Source organism: Alteromonas sp. I10, from assembly GCF_003201515.1.
Lineage (GTDB): Bacteria > Pseudomonadota > Gammaproteobacteria > Enterobacterales > Alteromonadaceae > Alteromonas > Alteromonas macleodii.
Map to the genome: position 1 here is coordinate 147,472 of NZ_QJJN01000006.1, position 17,529 is coordinate 165,000.

Consider the following 17,529-nt stretch of genomic DNA (forward strand, 5'->3'; position numbering starts at 1 on the left):
GCATTACTTACTTTGCATCTCCAAGCCTAACGCCCAGCGATCATCAAACCCTTTCCAAGGCTCTGGCTTTTTGCCGTTTACAGGGACTTGTGCACTGCTGCCATTTACATTTAGGTAGCTGCAATACTCAGGTAAGGCTTTCACATGGCAGTTCATAAGCGCCAGCGCAAAATGCTCGTTAATGGCATTAAGCTTTTGCACTTCCCATGCCGGCTCAATGTAACTTCCCAAATCAAATTCACTGCCATAAGCTTCTTTAGGTGCAGGGTGAGGTGCAACATTGTGGCGTGCATTCTTAATGGTTAGTAACTTAGATTCTTTACTGCCGGTATTATCGAATAACCACTTTATACCGTCGTAGCCAGAAATATCGTCGTTATCCCCAGCGACATAAAGAACAGGAACTTTAACATTGTTTAGCGATTGCACATCAAATAGCTGATGTTGCCCGCCCCATGGCGCAAGTGCTAGCGCCGCTTTCCAGGCTGGTAATGCTTCTTCGCTACTGGCCTTGCCACCTGCGCAGGTGTTAAGCGCTTCTTTTATTAACGCCGCCGCTTTAGGATCTTGTGTACCAGTGAAGGTTGCAGCGGTTTGGTCGTTAAAAGCATAGCATCCTCCTACCGTGCTAACTGCGCCGTAGCCCCCCATTGAATAGCCAATCACTCCCGCTTTGCTCGCATCCACACTCTCTTTAAAAAAGGTATTTTCGCTGATGCTGTTCAAAGTAAGCACTTGGTCTCGTGAACGATTTAATAACGTACTTGGAAAACCTGAATACGGATTTTCTGCAAAATTAACATCTTTGTTTGTGGAATCTGTGTGGTCGATTGCCGCTACTACATAGCCGTGAGACGCGAGGTGTTCGCCTAAATAAAACATAAGGGTGCGGTAACCGGTATAACCATGAGAGATAATAATTACCGGAAAATCAGTGTCAGCATCGGCAATAGGCGCATCACGGCTTGCATCAGCTTGTACCTCAAACACCTGACCACTTCTTGTTTCGTTAATGTACGTGGCCTTTTGAGCCGAGCTTGCTGCAGGATACCAAACCTCCAAAGTGAGTGATCGCTCGACTTCATTACCAGCAATGTCTTTTACTTTAACAGGATAAGCCGCTTCGATTGTCTTTACGCCAACATCATAGTTACCTTTCTCACTTAACGATGGCATTACGTCGGCTGGAAACGGCTTATAAAGCGTTTGAGCAGCTGATACCGAAGGAGATATGGCTGCGGTCGCTGAAGCCAGAACAGCACCGCCAAAAAGTAGGGATAACGTTTTCATAATTTGGTGAATTTTCTCGTTATTAACAGGCAAATTTATAATACCTCGTCACGGGTATCGCACAAGCCAAACACTATTATTATTGGTGATTAGGAAGAATAAGGGCTGGTAATAAAACAGGGCGGTTTAAGCACGAGTTGTCATGAAAGAAAAGGTAAAACGTGAAACCTTGAAAGCCTTTAGTTTGAAAGGTATTGCTTCCACCTTTCATTAAAAAGCGGTTTAAGAAATAAAGGGTATCCATCTGCCACAAAGTTAATGTCTCTTAAGGTTTGGCTTTTCATAGGCGTAGATGTAATGTGAGTCAGCGCGCTGTCTAGATCACTCGTTACCGCTTGTCCTAGCTCACTCTTAGAACACAGTAAGCGCTTTGTTCCTCTTAGCTGCTGTGACAGTTCACTGATTTGATAAACATTAAGCGCATCGAGTTCTTCTTCTGGTAATGCTGAAAGCTCGCGGTGCCCTACATAGCCAAAGTCTATTCTTCCACTTTCCAGTAGGGCAATGGTATGCATGCCTAAGTCTTTGCTTAACCCATTTAAACGAACCACATTGTTTTTTGTAGCCCATTGCTCAACAGTATCGGCGTATACGTTATTCACATCGTTGTAGAGTACCGTTCTCAAATTTTGCTGAAGCAGAGCGCGTAAAGAAATGGACTCAAAATATCCCTGCGTTGGCTGAGACTGCGCGGTATCTAATTCATTTTTCAATGAAGGCTGAAGCGCTTTTCTTGCAACAATGAGTAGCGGTAAGTTTATAGAGGTTGGCTGGGAGTAATATCCCCACTCAGCGCGTTCTTCTTGGTAAGCGGCGCCATAAAAACAATACACTTTTTGTGCGGATTGTTGATGCTGTACCAACGACCATGCGCGTTTAACCGGATAAGCTTCAAATTGGTGTTCATAGTTATGCAGGTGTGTAGAGAGGTACGCCATGACGTCATAGATGGGCCCTGAAGTGATACTGACACCACTGCCTTCAATTCCAAGCTCGGGTGGTCGCAACCATACTACTGTAGGCTTTTTGGAGGCGCAGCTTTCCCCTTCACATTCGCCGTCTGTTTGCGCAAACAGCACGCTGCTTTTAAGACACAACAAAACAAAAGCCACCAAGGTTACTACTACTGACACTGCAAAAACCCAACCTTTTACACGTAATTCTTAAAGCTCACTCATCGCGTTTATGGGAAAACAACAATGGGAATATGATGAAATTATTTTAAGGTAATCGGGGGAAGAATGGCGGGCACCAATCTCATAATTGGGCGAACTTAGCTTAAAAAAAGAGCCGCTATTAAAGCGGCTCTTAGAATATTTTCAACACGTGAACTGTTTTTGCTTAGAACGGAATGTCATCGTCGAAGTCAAAATCTGGCTCAGCCATTGGTGGGTTCTTTGGCTGACCTTGATTGCCACCTTGAGGCGCTTGATTGTAGCCGCCACCTTGGTTTGAGTTGTAGCCGCCCTGCTGACCACCACCTTGCTGTGGCGCTTGGTTATAACCGCCTTGTGCAGGCGCCTGGTTGTAACCACCTTGGTTGTTCTGAGGACGTTGGTAACCACCGTTACCGCCGCCACCTTCACCACCGCGACCACCAAGCATTTGCATTTGGTCTACGATAATTTCAGTGGTGTATCTATCTTGGCCTTGTTGATCTTGCCACTTACGCGTCTGCAATTTACCTTCAACATAAATTTGCGAGCCCTTTTTCAGGTACTCTCCGGCAATTTCTGCTAAGCGACGGTACATTGTAAGGCGGTGCCACTCAGTGCGCTCTTGAACCTGACCCTGTTGGTCTTTCCAGCTTTCGCTAGTTGCTAGGCTTAAGTTCGCAACGGCGTTTCCGTTAGGCATGTATCTAACTTCAGGATCATTGCCAAGGTTTCCAACAAGAATAACCTTATTAACGCCTTTCGTTGCCATTGATGTCTCCTGTAACGTTTTTAGTGGCTTGCTGTATAACTCTTCTTAGTAAGACATCAGCAAGCGCGAAAGTTCATCGAATATTAGCCGGTTAGTATACCGTATTTTATGAGGGAAAATTGAAGTTTTTCACCACAGGTTTACGTTACTAACTGCAACACGTTCTAGAACTTAACAAAATTTATTGTCAGCGTCTTCTGAACTTTCGCGTTGTTTTTAGCTAATTTTAGCAAGGGCGTTGCGATTAAAAACGCCCTTCCTTGTCTGCTACCACCACGTAATGTAAAACGCTGCTGTAAGGATAACTACAGCGATAGATGCTACATTAAATCCGCTTGTGGTTTTGAACTGCACTTCGTTTAGGTCGACAGCGTTTTCACTGACACCTTTTTTCTCTAGCAGAGAGACAACCACAGCTAAAGCGACACAAAGCAGGAACACAAGACCAACACGGTCAATAAACGGCAGTTCAGGCCAGAATTGTCTAAATACAATGCTTAAAACAAATGAGCCTAATGCGGCCAATAGACCACCGTTTGCTGTGGTTTTCTTCCAGAACATACCTAAAACGAACAATGCGCAGATACCTGGTGTAAAGAAGCCCGTGAATTCCTGGATATACTGGAATGCTTGATCAAAATTACCCAACAGCGGCTTGGCCACCACCATAGCAATGATAAGCGCGACCAAGCTAACGATACGACCCACTTTCACATAATGCTGCTGCGACTCGTTTGGACGCTTATCTTTATAAAGGTCCATGGTAAAAATAGTAGAAACGCTATTTGTCATCGACGCTAGCGAGGACACAATCGCCGCCACCAAGGCTGCGAAGATAATACCTTTAAGGCCAACAGGCATCAGCGTCATTAGGCTTGGGTATGCTTGGTCCGGTTTAGCTAAGTCTGGCACAATTAGCACTGCTGCAATCCCTGGCAATACCACAATTAGCGGCATTAGCAGTTTTAGGAAAGCCGCAAACGCAATACCTTTTTGCGCTTCTTGAACGCTCTTTGCCGCCAACGTGCGCTGAATGATGTACTGGTTAAAGCCCCAATACGACAGGTTCATGATCCACATACCGCCAATCAATACAGAAATGCCCGGCAAGTCCATATAGTGCGGGTTGTCTTCTGACAATATCATGTCGAATTTCTCAGGGAGCTTGTTAGTAAGGTCAACAAAACCTTGGATGGCACCGTTGCCGTCGCTGATTAGGTTTAACGCCGTATACGACAGGAACAAGCCACCAATAACCAACAACACGACTTGAATAATGTCGGTGAGTGCTACCGCTTTCAAGCCGCCGTAAAGTGAATAGGTTAACGAGAAAAGGCCTAAGAACATCATGCCGTAAACCATATCAACACCCGCGATGGTATTGATGGCCAATGCACCTAACCACAGCACAGCAGTTAAGTTTACAAAAACATAAACACCTAGCCAGAATATTGCCATTACCTTGCGCACGCGATGATCATATCGCTGCTCAAGAAATTGAGGCATGGTGTAAATTTTATGCTTAAGAAAGATAGGTAAGAAGAACTTGCCGACAATAAGCAGCGTAATGGCGGCCATCCACTCATAAGACGCAATGGCAAGCCCTAACTGGTAACCTGACCCCGACATGCCGATGATTTGTTCGGCAGAGATATTGGCAGCGATGAGTGATGCGCCAATTGCCCACCATGGCAAGCTTGAGCCCGCTAGAAAGTAATCATTTGTATCTTTTTGATGACCCTGCTTTTCGCGAGAAACCCACCACGCAATTCCGACAAGCGCGACGACGTATACCACGAACAACGTGATATCTATTGATGCTAATTTCATAGTTTTTCCCAAAGTTCTTATTTTGGGTGCGGCGATTGTTATGCAGGGTACACAGGTGAAAAATTGTTTTTATTATTATATTGGTTGTTGCCACACCAGTGTCACGTTATTAAAACGCGTTTCGCAAAGCACAATAAATCATAAATGGGTGAAAAACTCACCGTTAAACTTATCGCGTTATTGCGGGTAGTATTAGTATCACACTTTGTTTACTTTTTTTAACTAGAAATGTGCACTTTTTGTAAAAAAAAAGCCGCAACCAATGGATGCGGCTTAAGGGACACAAACAATTCTAAAGAATAGGATTGTTTAGAAAGGGGAGAGGTTTGTGCATAAAGGCTGTATTTAAATCGATAATTAGGCGAACGCGCCCTGTGTAGCCGTACACACATAAATATCAGCACTGTACCCTGTTTCATCAGAGTACTTGTCGGCCACGACTTGCTTCACCGCTTCAACTTTGTCGGTAGGTACAAGGGCCACTACGCAGCCGCCGAATCCACCGCCAGTCATGCGAACACCACCCGATTTACCCAGCACTTCACCAATGATCTCAACCAAGTAATCGATTGGGCGAACGGTAATTTCAAAGTCATCACGCATGGAGATGTGAGATTGCGCCATGGCTTCACTAACCGTTTCGATGTCGCCAGCTTTTAATGCTTGGCTTGCTGCCAGTGTTCTAGCGTTTTCGGTAACAATATGCTTCGCGCGGCGATAAACCACCTCTGGCATATGTGCTTTAGCGCCTTCTAACATTTCCATAGTTGCTTCGCGTAACGATGACACACCCAATAACGACGCGCCTTGTTCACACTGCTGACGACGCAAGTTGTATTCACTGTCAACCAAACCACGTTTAACATTCGAATTGATGATAACGATTTGATGCGAGTCTGGTAGTGGTGAATGCTCAATGGCTAGCGACTGGCAATCAAGCAGCATTGCCATGCCTTCATTACCCATAGCAGAGATTAACTGATCCATAATTCCGCATGAGCAGCCTACGAACGTATTCTCGGCTTTCTGGCCTAACAGTGCAGCCTGTACGCCATCGAGGGGCAACTCATACAGCGCGCTTAACGCTTTTAATATAGCCACTTCAAAAGATGCCGAAGAGCTTAACCCAGCGCCTTGTGGCACATTGCCCGTAACCAATAAGTTAGCGCCGCCAAAATCTGGAATGGCCTCTTTAAGTACTCTCACTACGCCGCGAACATAGTTTGCCCACCCTTGTTCTTCGTCATAGTTAATGTCTGACAACGAAAACTGGTTTTGTTGATTTTCGTAGTCCATCGCGGTAACCACGATGTCGTTATCTGCGCGCTTTGTTGCCGCAACCCACGTTCCAAAGTTGATTGCAGCCGGAAATACGAACCCTTCGTTATAATCGGTATGCTCACCAATAATGTTCACTCGACCCGGCGCATGTGCGATTAACGCTGGCACCTCGCCGTAATGCGTTTCAAAATTAGAAGAAAGTACTTGATTATCCATTCGCATTCTCACGTTTCTTATAGTGCACTGTGGATAGTGCTTTTAATCTGTCTGCCGCTTGTTCAGGGGTCAAATCTCGCTGTGCCTCTGCCATCATTTCGTACCCAACCATAAACTTGCGTACACTTGCTGAGCGCAGAAGTGGTGGGAAGAAATGCGCATGTAGCGTCCATTCAGGGTGCGCTTCACTATCAAATGGGGCACTGTGCCATCCCATAGAGTATGGGAAAGACGTTTCAAATAAGTTGTCGTACTTCGCTGTAATTTCGCCAATGATCTTAGCAAGAGATAGTGACTGAGAATCCGAGAGCATGTGCATAGATTGCACGTCAAATCTAGGTAACAGTAGCGTCTCAAAAGGCCAAGCGGCCCAGTACGGTACAACTACAACCCAATCATCATTTTGACACACGACTCGCTCTTGCTTCGTTACCTCTTGTTCGGCATAGTCCAACAGCATAGGCGTGCCGTTTTCACCAAAGTATTGCTGTAGCTGCACGACTTTTTTCGCTGGGTCGGTAGGCACATGCTGCTGCGCCCATACTTGACCATGAGGGTGAGGATTTGAACACCCCATCATCGAGCCTTTGTTTTCAAAAACTTGTACCCAGCGATAGGTTTCACCAAGTTCAGCGGTTTGTGCTTTCCACGTGTTGACTACGTCTACGCGTTCTTCATCGGAAAGCTCAGGTAACGTTTTGCTGTGATCAGGGGAAAAACAAATAACACGACTGCAGCCTTGCTCAGTTTCGAACTGAAACAGTCCCTTTTTCTCACTGGCTTGTTCTGTATCTTGCTTAAGGGCGGCAAAATCGTTTTGAAAAACAAACGTACCTTTGTAGTCAGGGTTAACTTCACCATTCACGCGGGTGTTTGTTGGACATAAATAACACGTAGAGTCGTAAGATGGCTTTTGTTCGTTGTTTGGCTCTTCTGAGGCTCCCTGCCAAGGGCGCTTCGCTCTGTGAGGCGACACTAACACCCACTCACCCAACAAAGGGTTGTAACGGCGATGTGGATCGTTGGTAGGGTCGAAAGGGGTTCCCATAATCACTCTCTCTGAATTAGCCTGCTACGCTCTAATGCGCAACATCAAATAGGGTTAAACGTTTACCCTGATAATGATATAGCAAGCTTCTACGTTTATCAATTGCGTAACAAAGAAAATTAATTGTTAAATTGATAACAAATAATTTTCTTTTGTCACTACATAACGATTTCTATGCGCTGAACTTGTATCGCATACTTGCTTTGAAGGTTTCCCCGGGTTTTACGAAACAGTTTGGAAACTCGGGCTTATTGGGTGCATCCGGGAAATGCTGTGGTTCTAAGCACAAGGCACCAAGCTGATCGTCGGTTTTCAACCCGCCAGTATAAAACTGCAAACCCGGCAAGTTAGTAAATAACGACATAGCAATACCTGTATCAAGTGCTTTTACGGTTGCTTGTGGGGTATGCTCAGGCGTATCACGGAGTACATAGTTGTGGTCGTAGCCTCCCACCCTATCAAATAATGGATGGGAATTAGATTGCTCTGCCCTTTCTTTTATTGCTGTAGGTTTCGTGAAATCGAAGGGAGTATTGGCAACTTCGACCAGTTTTCCAGTTGGCAGCAAGGTGCTATCTGCGTCCGTTACTTTGTCAGCATCTATATGTAGCAATGTATTACCCACTTGCGGGTCGTTGCTCAACGTGAAGTAAGCATGCTGCGTGAAACTAAGCGGGGTTTCTTTGTCTGTGTTTGCGGTGATCACAAGAGATAACTCGTTGTTTTGATCAAGGGAATAGCATGCCTTTACATTAACAGTTCCGGGAAAGCCACCTTCCCCATCAGGACTAGTTAAGGTAAATGTTACAGCCACACTGTCTGTCGTCTCTTGGACGCTTGCCGCCCAAACCTTCTTATGAAATCCAGCTAGGCCGCCGTGTAGATTATGTTCACCGCCATTTTTATCTAAGGTGTAATCTGTTCCATTTAACGCAAACGAGCCATGTCCAATTCGGTTTGCGTAGCGTCCTACGATCGCACCGCGATAGCTCGGGTCATCTATATAGTCTTGTAGAGTCTCGAAAGTTTGGACACAACTTACCGATTCACCTTCTGCATTCGGGAAATGAATTTCTTTAATAATTCCACCGTAGTTAAGCAAGGTAACTGACATGCCGTTGTCGTTAGTTAACGTAAAGGCGTTTATGACTTCGCCTTCAACTTCACCAAATGCAGATACATTTATTTTCATAACAAAATTTTTACCTTAAGACGTGCTTAGTAAACTGACGCGTTCCAACCTACCACACATTTTTTATACATTAATGAATAATGCAATCTTTCAGAATGCCTAGGAGGTTATACGTTTTCCATTCTTTTTTACAGCGGTTTGATTAACAATCATAGAAGGTAAAACCACTTAGGTAATCTAACGCTCTTCATCTCTCTAATGCATCTCAGCCCCGTAAAAGACACCACAAGCTAAGCGTTAGAATTTTATCTTTTTTTGTAAATATAATGTACGCTATGGCAATCAGGTCAATCGACACTCCACGCAATAAAACGAAGTTTGAAAGAAAATGGCAACAATAAAAGATATCGCCCAAGCCGCTGGCGTTTCATTAGCGACCGTATCAAGAGTTATTAATAATGGTCCTAAAGTGGGCAATGATACTCGCAAGCGTGTCAAAAAAATCATGGAAGAAATGGGTTATCGTCCCAACGCTAATGCGCGGGCACTTGTAACCAAACGTAGCGCATCTTTAGGCGTTGTCATTGCTGAGCTCCACGACCCATTTTTCGCTATGTTAGCCCACGGTGTGGAGTCCATTACCCGCAAAAATAACGTTCAAATTTTATTAAGTGCCGGCTCTATTGAAAAAGAGACTGAACTTCGCGCTATTGAAACACTGCTAGAGCATCGAGTAGAAGCCATGGTAGTGCACAGCAAAGCACTTGATGACGAGACCCTGATCGGTTTTGCAAACCAAGTTCCAGGCTTTGTATTAATTAACCGCTATATACCAGAAATAGCAAATCGTTGTGTGTGGCTTGATAACGTTACCGGTGGTCGCCTTATGGCGGAATATGCCATCAACCAAGGCCATGAACATGTCGCGGTGATAAGCAGTCAGTATCGCATAGACGATCCTAATCATCGCCTCGAAGGGATTAGAAACGCAGTTAACAATGCGAATTTAAGCTTGCCTGAAAGCATGATTGAGTATGCTACGCCCGATCAGGAAGGTGGTGAACTGGCAATGCAAAACTTGCTTGCTACTGGTGCAAAATTCACTGCTGTTTTGGCTTATAACGATGCTATGGCATCTGGTGCTATGACCATGCTGCAGGATCATGGTATTTCAGTTCCAGAACAAGTTTCTGTGATGGGATACGATGATGTGCTGTTAGCAAAGTACTGTCGTCCTAAATTAACGACTCTGCGTTATCCAGTAGAAATGATGGCAGCAAAAGCGGCGGAACTTGCATTGAAGTATGCATCGGGAAGCAAACCAGAAGATGGGCTTACCTTTAAATATACTCCTACAGTAGTAAAACGAGATTCAATGGTTAGGGTTTAGCTGTTCGTTTTCCTTTCAAAATTAATAGACAAAAAAAATCCCCGCCTATGGCGGGTATTTTATTTAATCACTTACAAGCCAGTTTGATGGATGATTAATCGTAATTCGATGTATAGTTGAGCAACTGTGTTCTAAAAATTTCATGAGACGAAACTATTGACAAAAATACCCGCTTGATCGTTTTGCCTCGAACTTTTATCCCCAAAGAGTAAAATTGCCTGATCCTGCACAGCTTTACGATCAAAAAAGATTAAGATCGAGCACAGTTGCTCTACAGCGCTTGATTTAACTGACATTTCGTGATCCGACCAGAAAGTCATGAAAAGATCGTGATCTGTTGTTCTATATGGCTATTAACAGACTTACCAACAAGGTTTTCCACTACTTATCCACAACGAGTAAGGTTTCTATTACTGAGTGAATCTTGCTAAAAACTGTTTGTACTCTTGTATGGCATAGTCACTTTTTAGCGTTGCGTTGTGCGTCGCACCAGGAATGACCGAAATATACTTTTCGCTACTTGATGCATCTTCTAATAGCTGCTGACTTATCGGGTAAGGCGTTATTTTGTCTTCCTCACCCACCACTAGCCATAGCGGTCCTTCATAGTGACGCAAGATTGGGGCTATTTGCATACTATGAACTTCATCGTGAAGCTTCATGTTTGTGAATGAATTAGAGAAGCCTGGCACCATGTTGGCAATTAAATCAGAGATATTATTGAAAGCGCCGTCTAATACTAAAGCGTCTATCTTTCTATTTGCAGCAACATAGCTTGCGAAATAGCTGCCTATACCTCGGCCGTGAACGATAGTGGGAATTGAGGCGTCAAACGCACTTGCTACATAGTCAAACTGGGTTAACGCATCTTGTTTGATAGCGTTAATACTTAAGTCCTTCGCTTTATCACTGGCTCCTACTCCCTGATAATCGAGCCACAATATATTAGCGGGCAACTTACCCAGTCTATGAATAACGCTGTTGTTTTCGCTTACAGGCATACGATTGTCTGCAAAGAAAACAATGTTAACAATAGGGTCAGGGTAAGAAACAGCAACGCCTCTCAAAGTTAACCCAGCTTCATTTTTAACTTCAACACGGGTTATGCCCGCTGAGGTTTTGTCTTTTTGAATTGCCGCGTGTAGCTTCGTAGTATCAAGGGGCTTTTGCTGAGTGTCTTGATAAAAGAAGGCCGAAGGGGACACGTTAATTGCGCACCCAATAAGTGACACACTTGCAACTACACTAATTACCGCGTTTTTTAAGCTCATCATTAAAGAACTGTCCGTGTTGAATGGTTATGGCGAAATTTTTATTCAGGTTACATAGGTGTAATGGTTGTGTCGCTGATCAAAAACTCGCTCAGCAAAATCAACAGTCCCACACCTATGCTAAACAAGCTGTAACAGTTTGCAACAGTTGTTCTGTTTCTTAGCGATACAAACTTTCTTATACTAAAGACAATATTACTTGCATAATTTATCTGCATAAAACAAAAATAATTTAATGAAAAGTAGAACATTTTCCATGTCTTACGCTACATCACCAGCTCGACTTATTGTTGCCTGTTGTGCCCTACCCTTACTTATTGCCTGCGAGTCTACGCCACCCGAGCTTGACTCATCATTAATTCCTGCGTCGCAGAGAAAAGACTATCAGCTAACCATGTCTAAAGCGAAAGCTTGTCCAATTAACTTGGCAGAACTAATCGACATACGGTCGAGTAAAGACTTGCTCGTTGGAAGCAGTAATGTAACAGAAGACACGCTCTATTCACTGTTACAGCAAAGCTTAGAAGCGATGAATGTCAGCCCAGATATTGAAGCAGCCAACAGCGTGAAAGTAGTACTAAACCGCGCGTTTATAAAAACCTTAGGAAGTAATATGGTTGCCACCGTGGTGCTTAATGTTAAGTACAAACCTGACTATGCCGATGAGTATTCACCCGCCACCACCTTCAGAGGGCAAAGCATGAATGTGAACGCCAGTGTCAGTGAAAAAGAGAGCAATCAGATTGCTATCGATGCAATGAAAACCGCCATTGATGATGCCACCAAACGTATAAAGTCTTCACTGTTACACAACTGCGGAAATGCGCTAAGCGAACTAGAGGCGGTATAAGCCTAAGAAACTATAAAGTGAACGCGATTGAGTGAGCGTAAGCCCTAAGCTCGAACTTTCAATCTGGGTAAGATTCAGTAGATAAGCCGCGTATTGTCGACCATAAAGCACGCCATGCCACCGTCAACCGCCGCTTTTCGTCCCATGTCGGTATCTTCAAACACCACACAATGCTGTGGTGCTACACCCATTAATTCTGCCGCACGCACAAAGGTTTCAGGGTGAGGTTTACCTTGAGTGACGTCATCGGCTGTAACCAGCGCAGATAATTGGGCTAGCAGGCCGTGTTCATTTAACACCATTTGCGCGTGCTGCCTATCTGAACCTGTCCCCACTGCAATGGGCATGCTTCCCTTATAATGGTTAAACACGTCCAGGGTATCTTGGATAAGCCTTGGCACATGGTCTAGCCCTTCAAACGCCTGTTTTTTATATAAAGCAACCTCTGCTGGATCATGGCTTTTGCCATACTTTGCATTCATAAGATGTACAGTTTCAAAGGTAGGAACACCACCTAAACTGTATTGGTAGTCTCGGTCGAAGGGATAACCAAACGCATCGCACGTAAGCTGCCACGCATCAATATGCGCGCCCATTGAATCGACCAAGGTGCCATCCATATCAAAAATAATGGCTTTGTAGCTGCTTAGGTCAATCATGGTCTTCGCTTCCTTTTCAAAAACAGTGTGATGCTAACCTTTCATGGTTGCAATGAAATAAGCAACTATGCAGACAACACGTCTCGCGCTTTTACCGCATCAAAATCGCGATCAACTTTCAGGTATACCGCGTTATTTTGACTGTTTAATGTCACTTCCAACACACCAGGCACTAACAGCAGCTCGGCTTCAATGCTGGAAACATTTGAACTATCAAAATCTCCATTCATCATCACACGCTTAACCCGGCTCACTTCTTTAACACCAAGAATAATAAAAAGCCAAAGCAGAGTGCTAGCAGCACCAATGCCATAAGCTAACTCTTGCGACCAAATATCGGTGACGAAACCTGAAATTACACCGCCCAAAAACGCACCGAAAAATTGAAAACTGGCGTAGAGGCCCATGGCCGTTCCTTTTTGTCCCGCAGGCGCAATGCTCGACACCAATGCAGGGAAATTCGCTTCCAAATAATTAAAGCCGGTAAAGAAAAGCACTACGGCCGCGGTAACCCACCACCAGCTATGGTCCTCTAAACTCAGCGCCAAAAACGCGCCGCCCATTAATACAACGCCGGTTACAAGGAGCGATTTAGGCGTACGGCCTCTTGCTGCTCCCATCATGATAATTAGACCTACAATTGACGCGCCTAAAACGGGTAAGTAAACCGTCCAATGACTGTCTAGCGTCATATCAAAATTCAGTAGCGTAACGGGCAGTTGAACAAACAACAGCGTTATCATCATGTGTAGAATCATCACGCTGATATTTAAACGCCATAACTGAGAAGAGAAGACTAAGCGCTTTAGCTGGTCTTTTTGTGGGAGTGTATCGCCACTGCTCAGCTGCACACCGTTTGGCACTACCCATTTAACCAGCGGCATGCAAAGAATGGCCAGAATACCAGTAATACCAAACACACCTGCAAGCCCGTAGCTGTTCGCAATAAGAGGCCCTAAAATAACGGCTAAATAGAATGAAAAGCCAATGGCTATGCCTATAATAGCTAACACTTTGGCTCGCTGACTTTCCCGGCTTACATCGGTAGCTAGCGCCATTATCGCTCCTGCAATAGCCCCAGCGCCTTGAAGAATACGCCCAACAATCATCATGGCCATACTGTCGGCGTTTGCTGCTACAAAGCTTCCTAATGCAAATACAGCAAGCCCTAGCAAAATAACGGGTTTACGCCCCCATTTGTCAGACATCATACCCATAGGAATTTGCAGCGCAGCTTGGGTTAGGCCATATCCACCCACGGCAAGTCCTACCAACAGCGGCGAGTAATCCGGGTAGTCCATTGCGGCTACAGCCAACACGGGCATAACCATGAACAGCCCCATCATGCGTAATACGTAAACGGAGGCGAGTGCAAGCGCAGCGCGTAATTCCAAAGCGTTCAAAGCGTCTGTTTCCCTCAATAAATAAAATCAAAAAAACATAAAAGCGCGCAGAGAACACCTGTTTCTGCTGCATTAAGAATAAGGTCGCGAAGTGTAGCATAATACAATTGGTATTTTCTTCTGCTCGCGAGGTAGATTTAGCCCTCTCGCACTACCCTTTTTCTTACTAGGGGTTTAAAAGTGGGGATAAAATCACCACTTTGCAATGTCGATAAGCGAGATCTAATCGTAAGCTTATGTCCGTGAGGTGATCTGCTTACTCCGCTTACAGTATAACTTGAATGTCATATCACTTTACTTGACACCTATGGCATACTGATTCTTTTTCTCTCATTTAGGCTTCAATGGATAAAATCGAAATTCGCGGTGCTCGCACCCACAACTTGAAAAACATCGATTTAACACTGCCACGAGACAAACTGGTGGTGATAACCGGCCTTTCTGGCTCGGGTAAATCGTCTCTTGCTTTTGACACGCTATATGCAGAAGGTCAGCGTCGTTACGTTGAGTCTTTGTCTGCCTATGCTCGTCAGTTTCTATCTATGATGGAAAAACCAGATGTTGATCATATTGAGGGTTTATCACCAGCAATATCCATTGAGCAGAAATCAACATCGCATAACCCCCGCTCAACGGTGGGTACCATCACTGAAATATACGACTATCTGCGTTTGATGTTCGCGCGAGTGGGCACGCCACGCTGTCCAGACCACGATGTGCCGCTAGATGCACAAACGGTCAGCCAAATGGTCGATAAAGTGTTAGCGATGCCCGAGGGCAGTAAGTTAATGCTGCTAGCGCCTATTGTTAAAGAGCGAAAAGGCGAGCACGTTAAGACGCTGCAAAACCTGTCTGCTCAGGGCTTTATTCGCGCGCGAATCGACGGTGAAGTGTGTGACCTATCTGATCCGCCGCCTCTCGATTTGCACAAGAAGCACACCATTGAAGTTGTGGTTGACCGCTTTAAAGTGCGCGACGATATGGCACTGCGTTTGGCTGAATCATTCGAGACGGCGCTCAGCCTTGCTGGCGGCAACGCGGTTGTGGCTGATATGGACGATAAAGACGCAGAAGAAATTGTGTTTTCTGCTAATTTCGCCTGCCCACACTGTGGTTACAGCATCAGTGAATTAGAGCCGCGCCTGTTTTCATTTAACAACCCAGCGGGCGCCTGCCCTACCTGTGACGGCTTAGGCACAAGACAGTTCTTTGACCCCGCACGCGTAGTCGGCAATACCGAATTGAGTCTGTCTGGCGGCGCTATTCGCGGATGGGACAAGCGCAGCTATTACTATTTTCAAATGCTACAGGCAGTAGCAGACCATTATAAATTTAGCCTTACCGCGCCATTTGAAGAGCTCGATAAAAAGCACCAAGACATTGTGCTTTACGGGTCTAAAGGCAAGTCTCTGTCGTTTAAGTACATAAACGAGCGTGGCGACGTGATGGAGCGTAAGCATCCATTTGAGGGCATTATCCCTAATATGGAGCGTCGCTATCGCGAGACCGAGTCGAACTCGGTGCGTGAAGAGCTAGCAAAATATTTAAGCCAGCAGCACTGCAGTAGCTGTAACGGCACCCGTCTGCGTGTTGAAGCACGTAATGTATTTATACAAGACACCAACCTGCCAGCCATTGCTGACATGTCGATTGCCGATGCGTACGGCTTTTTCGAGACACTCAACCTTGAAGGCCAACGTGCTCAGATAGCTGAAAAGATTTTGAAAGAAATCATGGACCGCTTGCGCTTCTTGGTAAACGTAGGTCTTAACTATCTTTCTATGTCGCGCAGCGCCGATACCCTATCGGGCGGTGAAGCTCAGCGTATTCGACTGGCAAGTCAAATTGGCGCAGGCTTAGTGGGCGTTATGTACGTGCTGGATGAGCCCTCTATCGGACTTCACCAACGGGATAATGAGCGCTTACTTGGTACGCTTACGCATTTGCGTGACCTGGGTAACACTGTTCTAGTTGTAGAGCACGACGAGGATGCCATTCGCGAAGCCGATTACATTGTAGATATTGGCCCAGGTGCAGGTGTGCATGGCGGTGAGATTATCGCCGAAGGCTCACTGGAAGACATCAAAAACAGTGAACACTCACTTACTGGAAAGTACTTATCTGGCAGAGAGAAAATAGATATCCCTGCAACACGTACACCGGTGAAAGACGACAAGTGGCTAGAGCTTTTTGGCGCAACCGGTAACAACTTGAAGTCTGTTGATTTACGTATACCTACCGGTGTAATGACCTGTGTGACGGGTGTATCGGGCTCGGGTAAATCAACGCTGATAAATGACACTTTCTACAAAATAGCGCAGCGCGAGCTGAACAAGGCGACTACTTCTGAACCAGCGCCGCATAAGTCGATGACAGGATTAGACCAGCTAGACAAAGTGGTCGATATTGACCAAAGCCCTATCGGCAGAACACCGCGCTCTAACCCAGCGACTTACGCTGGCATTTTCACTCCAATTCGTGAAATGTTCGCTGGCACACAAGAGTCGCGTTCACGGGGTTACAAACCTGGCCGCTTTAGCTTTAACGTGAAAGGCGGTCGCTGTGAGGCGTGTCAGGGTGACGGTGTAATTAAAGTGGAAATGCACTTTTTACCAGACGTGTACGTGCCTTGTGATGTGTGTCAGGGCAAACGCTATAACCGTGAAACCCTAGAGATAAAGTACAAAGATAAGAACATTCACGAAGTGTTGGAAATGACGGTGGAAGATGCCCGTCAGTTCTTCGATGCTATTCCGGCTATTTCGCGTAAATTGCAGACGCTCATGGACGTGGGCTTGTCATATATTCGACTAGGCCAAGCAGCTACTACGTTATCAGGTGGTGAAGCGCAGCGCGTGAAATTGGCGAAAGAGTTGTCAAAAAGAGACACTGGGCAAACACTCTATATCTTGGATGAGCCAACCACCGGGTTGCATTTCCACGATATTAAACAGTTATTAGCCGTCCTTCACAGACTACGCGATCACGGTAATACCGTTGTGGTTATTGAGCATAACCTAGATGTGATTAAAACCGCAGACTGGATTGTTGACCTTGGACCCGAAGGTGGATCCGGAGGTGGCCAGATTATTGCAGAGGGAACACCTGAGCATGTGGCACAACAAGAAGTTTCACATACAGGTCGATTCCTGAAACCCATGCTCACACAAGCTTGAGCCGGTAACGAGGTAAATCCGTTAGCGTAAAGCGCACTCGTTTTCTATTTTGTTGCT

At 45.3% G+C, this 17,529-nt stretch carries 13 protein-coding genes; 3 read left to right on the plus strand and 10 right to left on the minus strand.

Going from position 1 to position 17,529, the window contains the following annotated elements; translation table 11 throughout:
- Window positions 1-3: 3 nt before the first annotated feature.
- The 7 genes from BZA03_RS13050 to BZA03_RS13080 form a co-directional block, all read right to left on the minus strand.
- Complete coding sequence (locus BZA03_RS13050; RefSeq protein ID WP_181417298.1) at window positions 4-1,290, minus strand: dienelactone hydrolase family protein; 1,287 nt, start codon at window positions 1,288-1,290, stop codon at window positions 4-6.
- Window positions 1,291-1,469: 179 nt separating this feature from the next.
- Window positions 1,470-2,423, minus strand: a complete 954-nt coding sequence (locus tag BZA03_RS13055) for a hypothetical protein (RefSeq protein ID WP_110289013.1) — start codon at window positions 2,421-2,423, stop codon at window positions 1,470-1,472.
- A gap of 208 nt (window positions 2,424-2,631) precedes the next feature.
- A complete protein-coding gene (locus BZA03_RS13060) occupies window positions 2,632-3,216 on the minus strand; it encodes a single-stranded DNA-binding protein (protein WP_039217393.1) in 585 nt (194 codons plus the stop codon).
- Window positions 3,217-3,483: 267 nt separating this feature from the next.
- On the minus strand, window positions 3,484-5,046 hold the full coding sequence (locus tag BZA03_RS13065; RefSeq protein ID WP_014975374.1) for a sodium/sugar symporter: 1,563 nt from the start codon (window positions 5,044-5,046) through the stop codon (window positions 3,484-3,486).
- A gap of 357 nt (window positions 5,047-5,403) precedes the next feature.
- Window positions 5,404-6,543: a galactokinase gene (gene galK, locus BZA03_RS13070; RefSeq protein ID WP_110289069.1), complete on the minus strand. Its 1,140-nt coding sequence runs from the start codon at window positions 6,541-6,543 to the stop codon at window positions 5,404-5,406.
- The gene (locus BZA03_RS13075) at window positions 6,536-7,591 is read right to left on the minus strand and encodes a UDP-glucose--hexose-1-phosphate uridylyltransferase (protein ID WP_039225896.1); all 1,056 of its coding nucleotides are present in this window, start codon (window positions 7,589-7,591) and stop codon (window positions 6,536-6,538) included. Before BZA03_RS13075 ends, galK begins: the two co-directional genes overlap by 8 nt.
- Before the next feature lie 172 nt (window positions 7,592-7,763).
- Window positions 7,764-8,783, minus strand: a complete 1,020-nt coding sequence (locus BZA03_RS13080) for an aldose epimerase family protein (RefSeq protein WP_110289014.1) — start codon at window positions 8,781-8,783, stop codon at window positions 7,764-7,766.
- Window positions 8,784-9,111: 328 nt separating this feature from the next.
- Between BZA03_RS13080 and BZA03_RS13085 the strand changes: the two genes are divergently transcribed.
- Window positions 9,112-10,113: a LacI family DNA-binding transcriptional regulator gene (locus BZA03_RS13085; RefSeq protein ID WP_014947876.1), complete on the plus strand. Its 1,002-nt coding sequence runs from the start codon at window positions 9,112-9,114 to the stop codon at window positions 10,111-10,113.
- A gap of 410 nt (window positions 10,114-10,523) precedes the next feature.
- On the opposite strand, the gene BZA03_RS13095 is transcribed toward BZA03_RS13085, so the two are convergent.
- A complete protein-coding gene (locus BZA03_RS13095) occupies window positions 10,524-11,387 on the minus strand; it encodes an alpha/beta hydrolase (protein ID WP_039226852.1) in 864 nt (287 codons plus the stop codon).
- Between the two features lie 232 nt (window positions 11,388-11,619).
- Between BZA03_RS13095 and BZA03_RS13100 the strand changes: the two genes are divergently transcribed.
- Window positions 11,620-12,234, plus strand: coding sequence for a hypothetical protein (locus tag BZA03_RS13100; RefSeq protein WP_230633747.1), 615 nt, complete (start codon window positions 11,620-11,622; stop codon window positions 12,232-12,234).
- A 74-nt stretch (window positions 12,235-12,308) separates the two neighbouring features.
- Here the strand turns inward: BZA03_RS13100 and BZA03_RS13105 are convergent, their stop codons facing one another.
- Both BZA03_RS13105 and BZA03_RS13110 read right to left on the minus strand, forming a co-directional pair.
- On the minus strand, window positions 12,309-12,893 hold the full coding sequence (locus BZA03_RS13105) for an HAD family phosphatase (RefSeq protein WP_014977981.1): 585 nt from the start codon (window positions 12,891-12,893) through the stop codon (window positions 12,309-12,311).
- Between the two features lie 65 nt (window positions 12,894-12,958).
- Window positions 12,959-14,296, minus strand: coding sequence for an MFS transporter (locus tag BZA03_RS13110; protein WP_014977980.1), 1,338 nt, complete (start codon window positions 14,294-14,296; stop codon window positions 12,959-12,961).
- 344 nt (window positions 14,297-14,640) lie between these two features.
- On the opposite strand from BZA03_RS13110, the gene uvrA reads away from it, so the two are divergent.
- On the plus strand, window positions 14,641-17,472 hold the full coding sequence (gene uvrA / locus BZA03_RS13115) for an excinuclease ABC subunit UvrA (RefSeq protein ID WP_110289015.1): 2,832 nt from the start codon (window positions 14,641-14,643) through the stop codon (window positions 17,470-17,472).
- The last annotated feature ends 57 nt before the right edge of the window (window positions 17,473-17,529 follow it).

Excerpts from the sequence above, each read along its gene's own strand:
- BZA03_RS13050 (WP_181417298.1), bottom strand. The coding sequence starts at position 1,290 with ATGAAAACGTTATCCCTACTTTTTGGCGGTGCTGTTCTGGCTTCAGCG.
- BZA03_RS13060 (WP_039217393.1), bottom strand. The coding sequence starts at position 3,216 with ATGGCAACGAAAGGCGTTAATAAGGTTATTCTTGTTGGAAACCTTGGC.
- BZA03_RS13065 (WP_014975374.1), bottom strand. The coding sequence starts at position 5,046 with ATGAAATTAGCATCAATAGATATCACGTTGTTCGTGGTATACGTCGTC.
- galK (WP_110289069.1), bottom strand. The coding sequence starts at position 6,543 with ATGGATAATCAAGTACTTTCTTCTAATTTTGAAACGCATTACGGCGAG.
- BZA03_RS13075 (WP_039225896.1), bottom strand. The coding sequence starts at position 7,591 with ATGGGAACCCCTTTCGACCCTACCAACGATCCACATCGCCGTTACAAC.
- BZA03_RS13080 (WP_110289014.1), bottom strand. The coding sequence starts at position 8,783 with ATGAAAATAAATGTATCTGCATTTGGTGAAGTTGAAGGCGAAGTCATA.
- BZA03_RS13085 (WP_014947876.1), top strand. The coding sequence starts at position 9,112 with ATGGCAACAATAAAAGATATCGCCCAAGCCGCTGGCGTTTCATTAGCG.
- BZA03_RS13095 (WP_039226852.1), bottom strand. The coding sequence starts at position 11,387 with ATGATGAGCTTAAAAAACGCGGTAATTAGTGTAGTTGCAAGTGTGTCA.
- BZA03_RS13100 (WP_230633747.1), top strand. The coding sequence starts at position 11,620 with ATGAAAAGTAGAACATTTTCCATGTCTTACGCTACATCACCAGCTCGA.
- BZA03_RS13105 (WP_014977981.1), bottom strand. The coding sequence starts at position 12,893 with ATGATTGACCTAAGCAGCTACAAAGCCATTATTTTTGATATGGATGGC.
- uvrA (WP_110289015.1), top strand. The coding sequence starts at position 14,641 with ATGGATAAAATCGAAATTCGCGGTGCTCGCACCCACAACTTGAAAAAC.